Source organism: Rhizobium skierniewicense Ch11 (assembly GCF_023757665.1).
GTDB lineage: Bacteria > Pseudomonadota > Alphaproteobacteria > Rhizobiales > Rhizobiaceae > Agrobacterium > Agrobacterium skierniewicense.
In genome coordinates this window covers 154,428-168,963 of record NZ_RXPG01000016.1, presented here as the reverse complement: position 1 = coordinate 168,963, position 14,536 = coordinate 154,428, and the positions used below count along the sequence as shown (strand labels likewise).

Annotated in this window: 12 protein-coding genes; 11 read left to right on the top strand and 1 reads right to left on the bottom strand. The window is 56.3% G+C overall.

The genetic code is table 11. The annotated features are described in order from the left end of the window. The first annotated feature begins 77 nt into the window (after positions 1 to 77). The 10 genes from EKM04_RS13355 to EKM04_RS13310 all read left to right on the top strand — a co-directional run bounded on the left by EKM04_RS13355 (position 78) and on the right by EKM04_RS13310 (position 11,921). Complete coding sequence (locus EKM04_RS13355; protein WP_183894911.1) at positions 78 to 1,304, top strand: PQQ-dependent sugar dehydrogenase; 1,227 nt, start codon at positions 78 to 80, stop codon at positions 1,302 to 1,304. A 116-nt stretch (positions 1,305 to 1,420) separates the two neighbouring features. After that, positions 1,421 to 2,437, top strand: coding sequence for a DNA topoisomerase IB (locus EKM04_RS13350; protein WP_183894909.1), 1,017 nt, complete (start codon positions 1,421 to 1,423; stop codon positions 2,435 to 2,437). 183 nt (positions 2,438 to 2,620) lie between these two features. Further along, positions 2,621 to 4,282, top strand: a complete 1,662-nt coding sequence (locus EKM04_RS13345; RefSeq protein ID WP_183894907.1) for a phosphoethanolamine transferase — start codon at positions 2,621 to 2,623, stop codon at positions 4,280 to 4,282. An 80-nt stretch (positions 4,283 to 4,362) separates the two neighbouring features. Then, positions 4,363 to 5,016, top strand: a complete 654-nt coding sequence (locus EKM04_RS13340) for a response regulator (protein WP_183894905.1) — start codon at positions 4,363 to 4,365, stop codon at positions 5,014 to 5,016. A gap of 4 nt (positions 5,017 to 5,020) precedes the next feature. Next, the gene (locus EKM04_RS13335) at positions 5,021 to 6,349 is read left to right on the top strand and encodes a sensor histidine kinase (protein ID WP_183894903.1); all 1,329 of its coding nucleotides are present in this window, start codon (positions 5,021 to 5,023) and stop codon (positions 6,347 to 6,349) included. A gap of 70 nt (positions 6,350 to 6,419) precedes the next feature. Continuing rightward, entirely contained in the window at positions 6,420 to 7,526 is a 1,107-nt protein-coding gene (locus EKM04_RS13330) for an RHE_PE00001 family protein (protein WP_183894901.1), read from the top strand. A 178-nt stretch (positions 7,527 to 7,704) separates the two neighbouring features. Then, entirely contained in the window at positions 7,705 to 9,009 is a 1,305-nt protein-coding gene (gene ugpB / locus EKM04_RS13325) for a sn-glycerol-3-phosphate ABC transporter substrate-binding protein UgpB (RefSeq protein ID WP_183894899.1), read from the top strand. A gap of 131 nt (positions 9,010 to 9,140) precedes the next feature. Further along, positions 9,141 to 10,022 (top strand): sn-glycerol-3-phosphate ABC transporter permease UgpA, encoded by an 882-nt coding sequence (gene ugpA / locus EKM04_RS13320; protein ID WP_174155763.1) that lies wholly within the window; start codon positions 9,141 to 9,143, stop codon positions 10,020 to 10,022. A 10-nt stretch (positions 10,023 to 10,032) separates the two neighbouring features. Continuing rightward, a complete protein-coding gene (gene ugpE, locus EKM04_RS13315) occupies positions 10,033 to 10,881 on the top strand; it encodes a sn-glycerol-3-phosphate ABC transporter permease UgpE (RefSeq protein WP_183894897.1) in 849 nt (282 codons plus the stop codon). Further along, positions 10,881 to 11,921, top strand: a complete 1,041-nt coding sequence (locus tag EKM04_RS13310; RefSeq protein ID WP_183894895.1) for a sn-glycerol-3-phosphate import ATP-binding protein UgpC — start codon at positions 10,881 to 10,883, stop codon at positions 11,919 to 11,921. The genes ugpE and EKM04_RS13310 overlap by 1 nt, the downstream gene beginning before the upstream one ends. A gap of 89 nt (positions 11,922 to 12,010) precedes the next feature. On the opposite strand, the gene EKM04_RS13305 is transcribed toward EKM04_RS13310, so the two are convergent. Further along, positions 12,011 to 13,174 carry a M20 aminoacylase family protein gene (locus tag EKM04_RS13305; protein WP_183894893.1) on the bottom strand — a complete coding sequence of 388 codons (1,164 nt, stop codon included), beginning with the start codon at positions 13,172 to 13,174 and terminating at the stop codon, positions 12,011 to 12,013. Between the two features lie 203 nt (positions 13,175 to 13,377). Between EKM04_RS13305 and EKM04_RS13300 the strand changes: the two genes are divergently transcribed. Further along, complete coding sequence (locus tag EKM04_RS13300) at positions 13,378 to 14,442, top strand: D-alanyl-D-alanine carboxypeptidase family protein (RefSeq protein ID WP_412762961.1); 1,065 nt, start codon at positions 13,378 to 13,380, stop codon at positions 14,440 to 14,442. The last annotated feature ends 94 nt before the right edge of the window (positions 14,443 to 14,536 follow it).

The window sequence follows — 14,536 nt, the reverse complement described above, 5'->3', positions numbered from 1 at the left end:
TTGTTGAGACGGTTTGATGAAACGAAACTGCGACCCATATGTTTCCGGCCAGTCATCATAATTTGGAAGGGAGATCTATGCCGCGCGTCCATCTACTTACAACGACTGTTCTCGCCATGTGCCTCGTGGTGCCCCTGGGTAAAAATGTCCACGCTCAATCTGCCAACTCGGCTGAAGTGGGTCAGGCCAATGCGCCGGATCAGCGACCTGCGTTCCCTGGACAGACGCGCGCCCCGCAACCCGACAAAATGCCGTCACTGACCAAAACCGTCGTTGCTGATGGGCTTCCGCATCTGTGGTCAATGGAAATACTCCCAGATGGCCGCATGATTGTGGCTGCCAAGGAAGGCACGATGCATATCGTGACGGACGGCAAGGCAAGCCCCGCCCTCGAGGGTGTGCCCGAGGTGTCGTCAGCTGGCCAGGGCGGGCTTCTGGATATCGCGCTTGCGCCTGATTTCGATACATCGAAAATGATTTATTTCTCATTTTCGGAGCCGCGTGATGGTGGCAACGGCACCTCTGTCGCATCTGCCAAACTTGTTGAAAGCGACGGAAAAGCCCTACTGGAAGACACCAAGGTCATTTTCCGCCAGATGCCAACCTATGACGGAGACAAGCACTTCGGTTCGCGCCTTGTCTTCGGTCCCAATCAGGAATTGTACGTGACTGTCGGCGAACGTTCCGACAAGGAACCACGTGTTCAGGCACAGGATGTATCGAGTGGGCTGGGCAAGATTTTCCGTATCGATACCAATGGCAAAGCCTTCCAAGGCAATCCATTCATCGACAAAGACAACGCTTTACCTGAAATCTGGAGTTACGGTCATCGCAACATGCAGTCCGCAGCGCTTGATGGTCAGGGCCGTTTGTGGACCGTGGAGCATGGTCCCAAGGGTGGCGACGAACTCAACCTACCCAAGGCCGGCCTGAACTACGGGTGGCCTGTCATCACGTATGGTATCGAGTATAGCGGCGGCGCTGTTGGAGACGGAATGACGTCCAAGGACGGAATGGAACAGCCCGTCTATTACTGGGACCCAGTCATCGGTCCATCGGGCATGGCCTATTATGATTCCGACGCCATTCCGGAGTGGAAGGGCTCGATGATCATTGGCGGCCTCGTCACCAAAGGCATCGTTGTCCTGAAAATCGACAACGACAAGGTTGTCTCTGAAAGCCGCTTGCCCCTGGAAGAGCGCATCCGCGATGTGAAAGTCGGCACCGACGGCTCCATCTATGCGGTGACGGAGCAGCGCGGCGGCGGCAAGTCCCAGATCCTGAAGCTCACGCCGGGCGCTTGAAGCAACGCGGCCGGGAGCGTTGACAAACCCGCTCCCGGCCGCGTCCTTTAGCTGTTTCTGGAACACGAACGCGCTGGGCGCATTATCCTGCGTAGGATGAGGAGCCATTTGCGAACATGAACCAGTTACCAATCCGCTTACTGAAAAAAATCGGGCTCACCTATGTCAGCGATCAAGAGCCGGGCATAGCACGCGAACGCCGCGGCAGCGGGTTTTCCTACCGCCTACCCAGTGGCGAACGTCTCTCAGACAAGATCGAAATCAACCGCCTCAAATCACTTGGCGTGCCACCAGCCTACGAAAAGGTGTGGATTTGCCTCGATCCAACCGGCCATTTGCAAGCCACCGGCTATGATGCGCGTGGACGCAAACAATATCGTTATCACCCTGAATGGCATGCCTTCCGGGGCGATACGAAATTCTACCAGCTCAAGACGTTCGGCGAGGCCTTACCGTCGATCCGCAGACGCGCGGCGTCCGATATTGCAAAGCAGGAAACTGGACAGAATGCGACCCTTGCTGCCCTCGTTCTCCTTCTCGACGCAGCCCATTTACGTGTGGGCAACAAGACGTATCTGGAAACGAATGGCACCTATGGTGCAACAACACTTCTCAAGAAACACATCAAATTCGGCGAAACGATCGAGCTGCGGTTTGCAGCCAAGGGGGGACAGCGCGTGAAGCGCAAGCTGAAGCATCCTCGCCTGCAGCGAATTCTGGAGAATATCGCCGATCTTCCCGGCAGACAGTTGTTTGTCTGGCAGGACGACGCGGGTGCCGTCCACCCGGTCGATTCCAGCGCATTGAACGCCTACATCTCTCAAAGCGCTGGCGAAGGAATTTCGGCAAAAACGTTTCGCACATGGGGCGGCACTCTCGCAGCCTTCGGGCATGCCGCACGTGCGCTTGAGGGCGGTGATCGGCCGACCATCAAGAGCATGTGCGTTGCGGCATCCGAAGAGTTGTCGAACACCCCGACGATCTGCCGAAAGAGCTATGTGCATCCCGCAGTGCTGGATATCGCAACAGACGAAAAGGCAATCAAACGTCTGGAAACAGTGCTTGGCAGCGACTCGAAACAAACCTCCGGCCTTCGGGCCGACGAGCGTAAGCTCTTGGCATTTCTTCCATAGCGTCTGCCAACCGTCGCCAGGGATCGAAGCGTAAAATCACGCTGGACATGATGACGTTTATCGATAACACGTCGTTCAGTTTCATGTCAGCTCCATGACACATCCACCTTCTCAGACACCATTTTGCGTCACCGCTTTTCCTCAGCGGGTGCGTCTATGGTCTGGCTTATGGGAAGAAATGCGATGTCTTTGTCATCTACAACATTGAGAAACGGCCGTACTGAGGTCAGGCGGCCTGCCGTCGGTAGCGTCACACTCGGAGTGGTGACAGCGCTCTATGTACTGGCGTTTACAAATCACACGTTCTGGGCAAAGGTGCACACCTATCTTGCTCCTTATCCGGTCGCTATTTTCGGGCTATACGTCGCGCTGGGTGCTGCATTTTCGGCCGTCTTCATTCTGTTCACGGCAAAATATGTCACCAAGCCGATATTCGGTTTTCTCATCATCGTCGCTGCGCTCTCTTCCTGGTTCATGGACAGGTTCGGCGCAGTCATCGATAGCGATATGGTGCGAAACGCGTTTGAAACGACGCATGCCGAAGCCAACAATCTGATCACTCCGGGATTTGCCCTCCATCTCGCCATTTTTGCCGGCATCCCGATTGCCATTCTATGCGTGATCAAGATCGAGCACCGCCCGTTTTTCTCGAAACTGCTGTGGAACACACTCGCCATCATCGCATGTCTCTCTGTAACGATTGCCATCGCTGCGGCAAACTCCAAGACGTTCACGACCGCCGTGCGCCAGCACAAGGATCTCGTCAAAAGTCTGAACCCGCTGACGCCGATCTCCTCGACGATCCATTACGTGATGCAGGCGGATCAGGAGGCGAAATTGACGGTGTCCCCTACCGGGCAGGACGCCAAAATCATGCCGGCTCTGGCTGGCGTTCATAAGCCGCGCATCACCGTCATCGTCGCCGGGGAGACGGCACGTGCAGCGAACTTTTCGCTGAACGGATATGGCCGTGAGACAAATCCGAAACTCAAGGTGCAGAACGTCGTCTACTTCCCCAATACGGTGAGCTGCGGAACCGCGACTGCCATATCGCTTCCTTGCATGTTCTCCCGCTTTACCCGCTCGGAATACAGTCACAGCAAGGCGTTATCGAATGAAAATCTTGTCGATGTTCTCGTCCATGCAGGTGTCGATACCCGTTGGTGGGACAATGACACGGGCAGCAAGAACGTCGCCGACCGCATACCCTATTTCGATCTTTCCGCCACTCAGGACCCGAAATTCTGCCCGACGGGCGAATGTCGCGACGATATATTTCTGGACAGGCTCGATAGCTGGCTGGATGGCGTGACAAAGGATAGCGTGATTGTCCTTCACCAATTGGGCAGTCACGGCCCTACCTACCATCTTCGATACACGGACGAATATCGCAAATTCACGCCCGATTGCCAGACCGCCGAGCTTGGGAACTGCCAGGATTCGGAGATCGTGAACGCCTACGACAATACGATCCTTTACACCGATCACTTCCTCTCAGCCATTATCGACAAGCTCAAAGCGCGATCCAACAAGCTGGCGACGGGTATGATCTATGCGTCCGACCACGGTGAATCACTGGGTGAAAATGGAATCTATCTGCATGGTGCGCCTTATATTCTTGCCCCGGCCGAGCAGACGCATGTTCCCTTTGTTGTCTGGGTTGATAATGACTTCGCAAAATCAATGGGATTGGACAGCGCTTGCCTTGCTAAGGATGCACAGACGGGCGGGCGGTCACATGACAACTTCTTCCACAGCATTTTGGGCATGATGAACATATCGACATCCGTCTACGACCGGTCGCTTGATGTCTTCAGCAATTGCGCCCACAGACCGGCAGCTTGATCATATGCAACTTGACGAGATCAGATACGCAGAATACCCACTGTAATATTCCGGTCGTTGGGGTCGAAAGCGAGGTATTCTTGCGTGTTCTGCTTGTCGAAGACGATCATGTGCTGGGCGAAGCGCTTAGGGATCATGTTGCCGCAGCAAGCCATGCCGTCGATTGGTTCAAGACCGTCGCCGATGCGACAGCCGCAACGCACACCGTTGCCTATGGTCTCGTTCTGCTGGATCTCCGACTGCCGGATGGTGAAGGCCTTTCCATATTAAAGGGCTTGCGAAATCGCAATGATGCAACGCCTGTCATTATTTTGACCGCTCACGACCAGGTGTCTGACCGTATTGAAGGTTTGAATTCCGGCGCAGACGACTACCTCGTCAAACCTTTCAATCTGGGCGAATTGACCGCGCGCATGCTGGCCGTTTCCCGCCGTTATGAGGGCCGCTCGGCATCGGTCGTCAAACTGGCGGGCATCGAGATCAACCAGGTCGCCCGCAACATCATCGTCAACGGGCAGTCGCTGACGCTGAGCGCACGCGAGTGGGCGGTGCTGGACAAACTGGTTGAAAGACCCGGAGCCGTCGTCTCGAAGGCGCAACTGCACGAGACACTCTACGAATTCGGGGCAGAAATCGAGAGCAATACCGTGGAAGTCTATGTTAGCCGCCTTCGCAAGAAAATCGGGGCCGACAGGGTCGAAACGGTACGCGGCCTCGGCTACACGATCAGGTAACGCAATGAAACGAAAAGACAGTATGACCCGCACCATGGTGATCGCGCTCACAAGTGTGGTCGCGCTCTCCTGGATGATCGCTTCTGGTCTCGGTATCATGGTCATGCAGGATGAGTTTGCGGAAATCTTCGACAGTTCCGTGCAGGAAACCGCTGAGCGGCTGATGCCGCTGATCGCAGACGACCTAAAGGAACGTAGTCCCGAAGCCGAGCGTCGGCTCGTGCAGCCAGCCACGGGAGAGGAATATCTGACCTACCAGCTGCGTGATCGCGAGGGAGAGCTTCTGCTGCGCTCCTACGACAGCGCTGCGGAGCCGTTTGACGTGCCGGTTACGTCCGGGTTTGCCGATACGCCCACGCACCGCATCTACACGGTCGGCAACGCGGACGGCAGCCTCTATCTGCAAGTCGCGGACGCCTTTGCCAACCGCCGGGAGGCCATTGTCGAGGCAGGGACAGCGCTGGTGCTGTTTCTGCTGTTTCTGATCCCGGCAAGTATCGTCGCAGTTGTGCTCGTCGTTCGGCGCACACTTGCACCCGTGCAGACGTTAAGAGATGAGATCGGGCGCAAGGACAGTGGCAACATGGTACCTGTTGATGACCAGCATTTACCGCGAGAACTTCACCCGATCGCCAGATCCGTCAACCTTTTGCTGGAGCGTTTGCGCGCGGCTCTGGAATCCGAGAGGGCGTTCGCGTCCAATAGCGCCCATGAATTGCGAACACCCATTGCAGGTGCGCTTGCCCAGGCCCAGCGTCTGAAGGCCGATATTCCCCTCGCGTTCGCGCCGAGAGTGGACCAGATCGAGCGATCCCTTTCTCATCTCGCGCAACTTGCCGAGAAACTTCTGCAAATGTCCCGGGCGGATGCGGGGATCGGCACCTCCGACACCGATACGGATCTGCTACAGATCATAGAACTGGTCCTGGAAGACATCGAGCGCTCCGATCTCGGGGCAAACCGCATTCAACTGCACATGGCCCGCGACGGCGCGCTGGAGGGTAGAATCAATCCCGACGCTTTCGGGATCGTCGTCCGCAATCTTGTCGAAAACGCACTGATCCACAGCCCGGACGGCAGCCGTGTGGATGTTTACATCGGCAACGACAACTCGTTTCGCGTCGTCAATCAAAGTGCAGTCATCGATCCCGCACTTCTCCCTAAACTGACGACACGCTTTACCAGAGGCGCGACGCAGGCTGCGGGCTCTGGCCTGGGTCTTGCCATCGTTCAGCATTTGGTCGCTCAGATGAAGGGATCGCTTCGCGTCCTATCACCCGCCACCGGGCGCAGCGATGGGTTTGAAGTCGAAATTTCTCTCCTGAAACCATAAAACCCGGGTAAAACCAAATGAAAGTCAGTGTCGAAATTGCTTTCATATCCGGCGCATTCTATCAAAATCCATGCTTTACGATGTCACTCGACTGTCCCTCGCGACGCTGTTGATGCCGTGCGCCAAGGCGACGGAGGCCTTGGCACGTTTGGATGAGCGCATTTTACGTTCACCCATTGGTGGCGGATTTCTCGAGCGGCAGGATTTTATGGATGCGGTGTCATCCCTGTGGGTCGATGGCGAACTTGTCCATATAGAAGATCTTGTCCTGCACGACGCTCATATGGACATTCGCGCACCGACCCATGAATTGGGGGTTGCCAACCGCATCTTGCGAGCTCGCAGACAGATATCCGGCAACGAACCCCAATGGGCTCTCAGTCAATCCGGGCTTTCTCGCCTTCGCGGCAGGGATGGGGCCGATATGAGCGACATCCACGCGCGCCCGAAATCACAAAGCATAAGCCATGCCGAAACAACGGCGGACGACGACGAAACCGCACCCCTCAGGGATGAGCTGTCGGCCATCGACCAATTGATCGCGCGCAGCACCGCGACCCTTTCCTCCATAAGCACGGAGGCTGCAAAGCCATATCTGCGGGAGAACGATGTCACACGTGACCTCGATTGGGACGAGGACGAGCGGTTGAGCGAATGGAAACAGGCGTTGACAGCAACCGAGGGGTTGCCGCCGGTGCTACGCGCAGCGATCGCACTCGACGCATGGAACAAGCTCGAAGTCCTCAAGCGAAGTCCGTGGATGGGACGCCAACTGGCAGCGGCATTGCTGCGCGCGGAAGGGCTCACGGTTTCCCATCTGGCTCCGCTCAACACCGGCCTGCGCGCAGTTCCGCGTGAGCGACGAAATGCGCCTAACCAACGCGACCGGATCCGGGCATTCCTGGAGAGTATGGAGGAAGCAGCCAACATCGGTTTGAGAGAGCACGATCGTCTGCTGAATGCCAAGAGCCGGATGGACCGCAGACTGACCGGTCGTCGGTCAAACTCACGCCTGCCGGAATTGATCGCGCTGGTATTAGCCAGACCGGTTGTTTCCACGGCCATGATTGTGAAAGCCTTGGGAACGACACCTCAAGGGGCCGTGGGTCTCGCCAACCAACTCGAGCTGCGGGAAATGACCGGACGCGGGCGCTTTCGTGCATGGGGCGTGATTTAACCGACACAATTCTCTATTCGCCTGCTATCAGCCGGTTTCCTCATTATATTAGCAGACTAACGAGCATCTCGGCCCTCTTGCGCAAAAAGAGGTTGCTACGAGCGACGTAAGTGAGCAAGAAATGCTAAAGGCGATTCTCAATCGCTATAAAATGAGTTCATGGTAGGGAGGAAATTCCATGAAAGTCGTTCTCACATCAGTGACTACAGCTGCAACTGCTCTTTTGATGGCGTCCAGCGCGCTCGCCGCGACGGAAATCCAATGGTGGCACGCCATGACGGGTGCAAACAACGAAGTTGTCGAGCAGCTTTCAAAAGAATTCAACGAAAGCCAATCCAACTACAAGATCCTGCCTGTCTTCAAAGGCACCTACCCTGAAACGCTCAATGCAGGCATCGCGGCGTTCCGTGCCAAGCAACCGCCAGCCATCATTCAGGTTTTCGATGCGGGCAGTGGTGTGATGATGGGTGCGCAGGGCGCCATCGTGCCGGTGGCCGATGTCTTGGAAAAGGGCGGTTTCAAATTCAATAAAGCCGACTATCTGCCCGGCATCGTTTCTTATTATTCAAAGCCGGACGGCACGATGCTGTCGTTCCCTTACAATTCCTCCTCTCCGATCATGTACTACAACAAGGACACCTTCAAGAAGGCCGGACTGGATGCTGAAAATCCACCCAAGACCTGGGCAGAGGTTTTCGATGCCGCCAAGAAGATCAAGTCGAGCGGCGCTGCTCCTTGCGGCTTCACATCCACATGGCTGACATGGATTCAGACCGAAAACTTTGCGGCATGGAACAACCTTTCCTACGGCAGCAATGAAAACGGCCTTGCCGGCACCGACGTGAAGCTGGCCTTCAACTCAGAGCCTTTCGTCAAGCATTTTCAAGCGATTGCCGATCTCGCCAAGGACGGCACGTTCCGTTACGGCGGTCGCACATCCGAGGCCAAGCAGCTTTTCACGTCCAGCGAATGCGGCATCCTGACCGAGTCTTCCGGAGGCCTTGGCGATATCGTCAAGAGCGGCATGAATTACGGCATCGGCCAGTTGCCCTATGACGAGGGTGACGGTCGCCCGCAAAACACTATCCCTGGTGGCGCCAGCCTCTGGGTCTTCGGCGGCAAGTCCGATGACGAATACAAGGGCACCGCAGAATTCTTCCACTTCCTGTCCCAGACCAAAATTCAGTCGCGTCTGCATCAGGTGTCCGGCTATATGCCGGTAACGCTTGCGGCCTATGAGGACACCAAGAAGTCTGGCTTCTATGAAAAGAATCCAGCGCGCGAAACGCCTCTGCTGCAGATGATGGGCAAGCCTCCGACAGAAAACTCCAAGGGTGTACGTCTGGTCAATCTCCCGCAGGTTCGCGACATCATGAATGAAGAGTTCGAAACGATGCTCGCTGGCAAGCAGGATGCAAAAGCCGCCCTCGACAAGGCGGTCGAACGCGGCAACGCAGCCATCCAGCAGGCAATCGGCAGATAAATTTTGTTTCTGGCCCGTTTTAGAACGGTGACTGGGGAACAAGAGAACGGCGCAGAACACATATTCCGCGCCGTTCCAAACGTTCCATAGTCTACAAAACCATCTGCCCGACACTCCAAAGGAGCCCGCTTTTGCAAAGCGTCGTCTTTCCAAACAAAATTCTTCCGTACTTTCTGGTTGCTCCACAGATCGTATTGACAGTCGTGTTCTTTTTCTGGCCGGCGAGCCAGGCGCTCTACCAGTCCGCGATGCGGGAGGATCCGTTCGGCCTTCAGAGTACCTTCGTCGGCTTTGCAAACTTTTCAGCCATTCTGTCCGACCCCAACTACTTGCATGCGCTTCAGGTCACCGTCGTTTTCAGCATCGCAACGGCGCTGCTTTCGATGGCGGCTGCCCTTCTGCTGGCAACGGCTGCCGATCTGGTGGTGCGCGGCAAGGGCTTCTATCGCACGATGATGATCATCCCCTACGCCGTCGCGCCCGCCGTGGCCGGTATGCTGTGGCTGTTCATGTTCAACCCGGCCATGGGCACGCTCGCCTATCTTCTGCGCCGCAATGGCATCGCCTGGGATCCTCTGCTGGATGGCAATCAGGCCATGACGCTGGTTGTCGCTGCTGCTGCCTGGAAGCAGATCAGCTACAATTTCCTGTTTTTTGTTGCGGGTCTTCAGGCCATACCCAAGTCCCTGCTGGAAGCCGCAGCAATCGATGGTGCACGGGGAGCCCGGCGTTTCTGGACGATCATATTCCCGCTTCTGGCACCGACCACCTTCTTCCTGTTGGTCGTCAACACCGTCTACGCCTTCTTCGATACATTCGGCATCATTCACTCCGTCACCGGCGGCGGCCCGGCCAAGGCCACGGAAACGCTGGTCTACAAGGTGTACAATGACGGCTTCGTCAATCTCAACCTCGGCTCATCCGCCGCTCAATCGGTGGTCCTGATGGTCATCGTCATTGCGCTCACGGCATTCCAGTTCCGCTTCGTCGAGCGGCGCGTGCATTACGGTTGAGGAAAGCATCATGATCCAGAACCGTCCCATCGCAACGTTCATGGCCCATCTGATGCTGGTTATTGGCATCATCATCGTGGCATTTCCGATCTACTACACATTCATCGCGTCTTCGGCGACATCGACGGACATCCTGCGTCCGCCCATGTCGCTGCTGCCAGCAGGCCATCTGGTAGAAAATTACCACGAGGCGATTTCCGGCGGTGTGGAACGTGTCGTGGGCGTCAGTCTCGAGCGGCTTTTGTTCAACAGCTTCGTCGTGGCGGTCGCGATTGCCATAGGCAAGATCGTCATCTCGTTCCTCTCGGCGTTTGCCATCGTCTTCTTCCGGTTCCCCTTCCGCATGGGGTTCTTCTGGATGATTTTCGTGACGCTGATGTTGCCGGTGGAAGTCCGCATTTTGCCAACCTACAAGGTGATCGTAGACCTCGGCCTGTTGAACACCTATGCGGGCCTGACACTTCCCTTGATGGCGTCTGCGACAGCAACATTCCTGTTTCGCCAGTTCTTCCTGACGATACCCGGCGAACTGGTTGAGGCGGCGCGCATCGACAATGCGGGGCCGTTCCGCTTTATGCGCGATATTCTGCTGCCGCTTTCGACAACGAATATCGCCGCCCTTTTCGTGATCCTCTTCATCTATGGCTGGACGCAATATTTGTGGCCGTTGCTGGTAACGGATCGCGCCGAAATGAACACAATCATAATTGGCCTGCGCCGCATGGTGGATTTCACCGATGCTTCGACACCGTGGAATTACGTGATGGTGACAGCGATCCTGGCGATCATCCCTCCCGTTCTTGTCGTCGTCTTCATGCAGCGCTGGTTTGTCAAAGGCTTGGTGGAGACTGAAAAGTAATGGCGACAATCGAACTCAAGGACGTCCGCAAACTCTATGGCGGCAACATCGAGGCGATCAAGGGCGTCTCGCTGGACATTCAGGACGGTGAAATGATCGTGCTGGTCGGACCGTCGGGGTGTGGAAAGTCGACGCTTCTGCGCATGGTTGCCGGGTTGGAGAGCATCAGCTCCGGCAGCATCGACATCGCGGGCAAGCGCGTCAACGATCTCGAACCTGCCGAGCGCGACATTGCCATGGTTTTCCAGAACTATGCGCTTTACCCGCACATGACGGTGCGCCAGAACCTCGCTTACGGCCTGAAGAACCGCAACACACCGATGGACGAAATCGACCGCCGGATAACGGATGCGGCAAAAGCTCTGGAAATCGAACAATATCTGGAGCGCAAGCCGCGCCAACTGTCAGGTGGCCAGCGTCAACGCGTTGCCATGGGCCGTGCTATCGTGCGCAAACCGTCTGCGTTCCTGTTCGATGAGCCCCTGTCCAATCTCGACGCAAAGCTGCGCGTGCAGATGCGTGTCGAAATCCGGCGGTTGCAACGCTCTCTCGCCACGACCAGCATCTATGTGACCCACGACCAGATGGAAGCGATGACGCTTGCGGATCGCCTCGTGGTCCTGAATGCGGGACGTATCGAGCAGGTTGGCACGCCTATCGAACTTTACGAAAAGCCAGCGACGAGTTTCGTCGCCACCTTCATCGGTTCTCCGTCGATGAACCTGCTGCCACTCAACGGCTCCGTCTGGAACGTCCCTGAAAATGGAAGCATTCCCTCCAATGCGGTGACAATCGGGGTTCGCCCGGAAAACCTCATTATTGCGGACACGGATTCCAACGCCGCATTCAAGCTGCCAGTTCAAGTCGCGGCGGTAGAACTGGTCGGTGCGGAGAGCTATGTTCACGGCGAAATGTCGGATGGCGGTAGCATCGTCTTTCGCGTTCCCGGTCGATCGGCAATGGAAATCGGCCAGACTGTGACGATCACGGCGGATCCAGCCCATTTCCATCTTTTCGATGCCGCTGGTTCGCGCATTTAGAGCGTTTCCTTGTTAAATGGAAACGTTCTAACGCAAAGATGGGGAACGACCGCGCGCAAAGATCGCGGTCGTTCACACTCTCAAGCCTTTCAGCCAGCCAGTCGCTGCTCGGCAAGCTTCACCCAGTAGGACACACCATAGGCGATCGCCTCATCGTTGAAGTCGTAGCCCGGATTGTGCAGCCCGGCACTCTCCCCATTGCCGAGAAATATAAAGGCCCCGGGGCGTTCGTTGAGCATGTAGGAAAAATCCTCTCCCGCCATGGATGGGTCCACATCGGGATCGACATTCTTGTCGCCGACGATATCGCGGGCGATGCGGATAGCGTGCTCGGTTTCAGCGGCATGGTTGACCGTCACGGGACAATGCCGCTCGTAAACCACTTCCGCCTCAGCATCGTTGGCTGTCGCAATGCCCTCAGCAATCTGCTTGATGCGTTCCTGTGCCACGTCGCGCACGCCCTCATCCAGCGTGCGGACCGTGCCTGCGATCACCGCCTCGTTGGGAATGATGTTATGGCTGGAACCCGCCTGAAAACGCGTAACTGACACGACGATCGAGCGGATGGGATCGGTGTTGCGCGACGCAATCAGCTGGAGATTGGTCACGATCTGCGCCCCGATTGAGATCGGGTCTGTCGTACGATGCGGCTGAGCCGCATGGCCACCACGACCTTTGACAATAATGGAGAACTTGTCCGGCGCTGCCATGATCCCACCCTTGCGGATGGCAAATGATCCCAGAGGTATACCCGGCATATTGTGCATGCCGTAGACTTCATCGATCTTGAAGCGCGTCATCAGGCCATCTTCGACCATGGCAAGCGCACCAGCGCCACCCTCCTCCGCTGGCTGGAAGATCACAGCGACCGAGCCTGTGAAATTGCGTGTTTCCGCCAGATGTTTTGCCGCACCCAACAGCATGGCCATATGGCCATCGTGACCACAGGCATGCATCTTGCCGGGTGCCTTCGACGTCCAGGGCTTGCCGGTCTCTTCCATGATCGGCAAAGCGTCCATATCGGATCTGAGCCCGACAGTGCGCCCCTGTCCATGCCGACCATGGATGATACCGACCACGCCGGTGCGGCCAATACCTGTCACGATCTCGTCAACACCGAAAGATTCGAGCTTGCCTGCAATGAACGCGGCGGTTTCGTGAACGTCGTAAAGGAGTTCAGGATTTTCATGGAGACTGCGTCGCCACTCGCTTGCTTCTGCTTGCAATTCGGCGGCTCTGTTCAAAACTGGCATACTGTTATTCCCGATTTCCCATTCTCGACATCTGCAAAACACACGTTCGCTGCGAATATTGCGCCGCATAATTGACGCAATCAATGTACTTTGCCATTGCAAGGACATATATGGTGAATATTGCAAATCCCGGAACAAAGACGGGAATTCGAGGATACGCCTTGCAAGAAAAATCCAGACCAAACCGTGCCGCAGGGCGGCTTGTGAAAACCTTTGCCGCGATCTCCGCCAGTGTTCTGGCTTTGGCATCGGTTGCCCATGCCAATCCCAAAATGGTGATTGATGTGCGCACTGGCAAGGTCATTTCGCATCAGGAAGCCTTCCGCAAATGGTATCCCGCATCCCTCACGAAACTTATGACGGCCTATATCGCCTTTAGCGCCATGAAATCCGGCAAGCTGAGCCCCACCACAGAAGTGGTGATGAGCAAGAAAGCCGCCGATCAGCCGGCCAGCAAGATGTACTTCAAACCGGGCTCCAAGCTGACGCTGGATAGCGCGTTGAAACTGTTGCTGATCAAATCCGCCAACGACGTGGCCGTCGCGATTGCCGAAACGGTTGGCGGCACCACAGAAAATTTTGTGGCGCAGATGAATGCGCAGGCTGCTCGCCTCGGCATGTCCTCCACGCACTACGTCAACCCGAACGGTCTGCCGGGCAAAGGGCAATACACAACCGCGCGTGATCTCGCCGTTCTCGCCCTCATTTTGAAGCGTGAGTTTCCAGAATATGCGGGATATTTCGCGCTGGAAGGCGTCAGCACCGGCAAGAAAAATTACGCCAATTACAATATGCTCGTCGGTCGCTTCGAGGGTGCCGACGGCATGAAGACCGGCTTCATCTGCGCATCCGGCTTCAATCAGGTATCTTCTGCCACACGCAATGGCAGGCAGGTCATCAGCGTTGTTCTCGGCGCCGATAGTCTTGCGGGCCGCACCGACCAATCAGCGGACCTCCTGCAAATGGGGCTGACGGCACCAACCAGCCAGGGCGTATCCATCGCATCACTTGCGCCCTACGGTGAAACGCAATTCGTCAATGACGTCAGTGCCGATATCTGCAATCCGAAAGCTGCAAAAGTGCGCAGCGAAAGTCGCGACGACGCCGGACGAATGATCATCAAGTCGCCATTCGTTCAGGAAATGACGCGCCCACCTGTCTATTCCTATGCGGGACTGATCCCCGGCAGCGAGACGCTAGCGGCCAACACGACCGCCAAGGATAACACGGCGAATGTGCCGATCCCGATCCCCCGCCCTACATTCTGACGCCTTTTTTGAAACGGTTCATTCCCTGCAATGGGCCGTTTGTCCTTTTGTAGATCGACGCTATCGCATACGGTATTTCTTGTTATAAGACGTG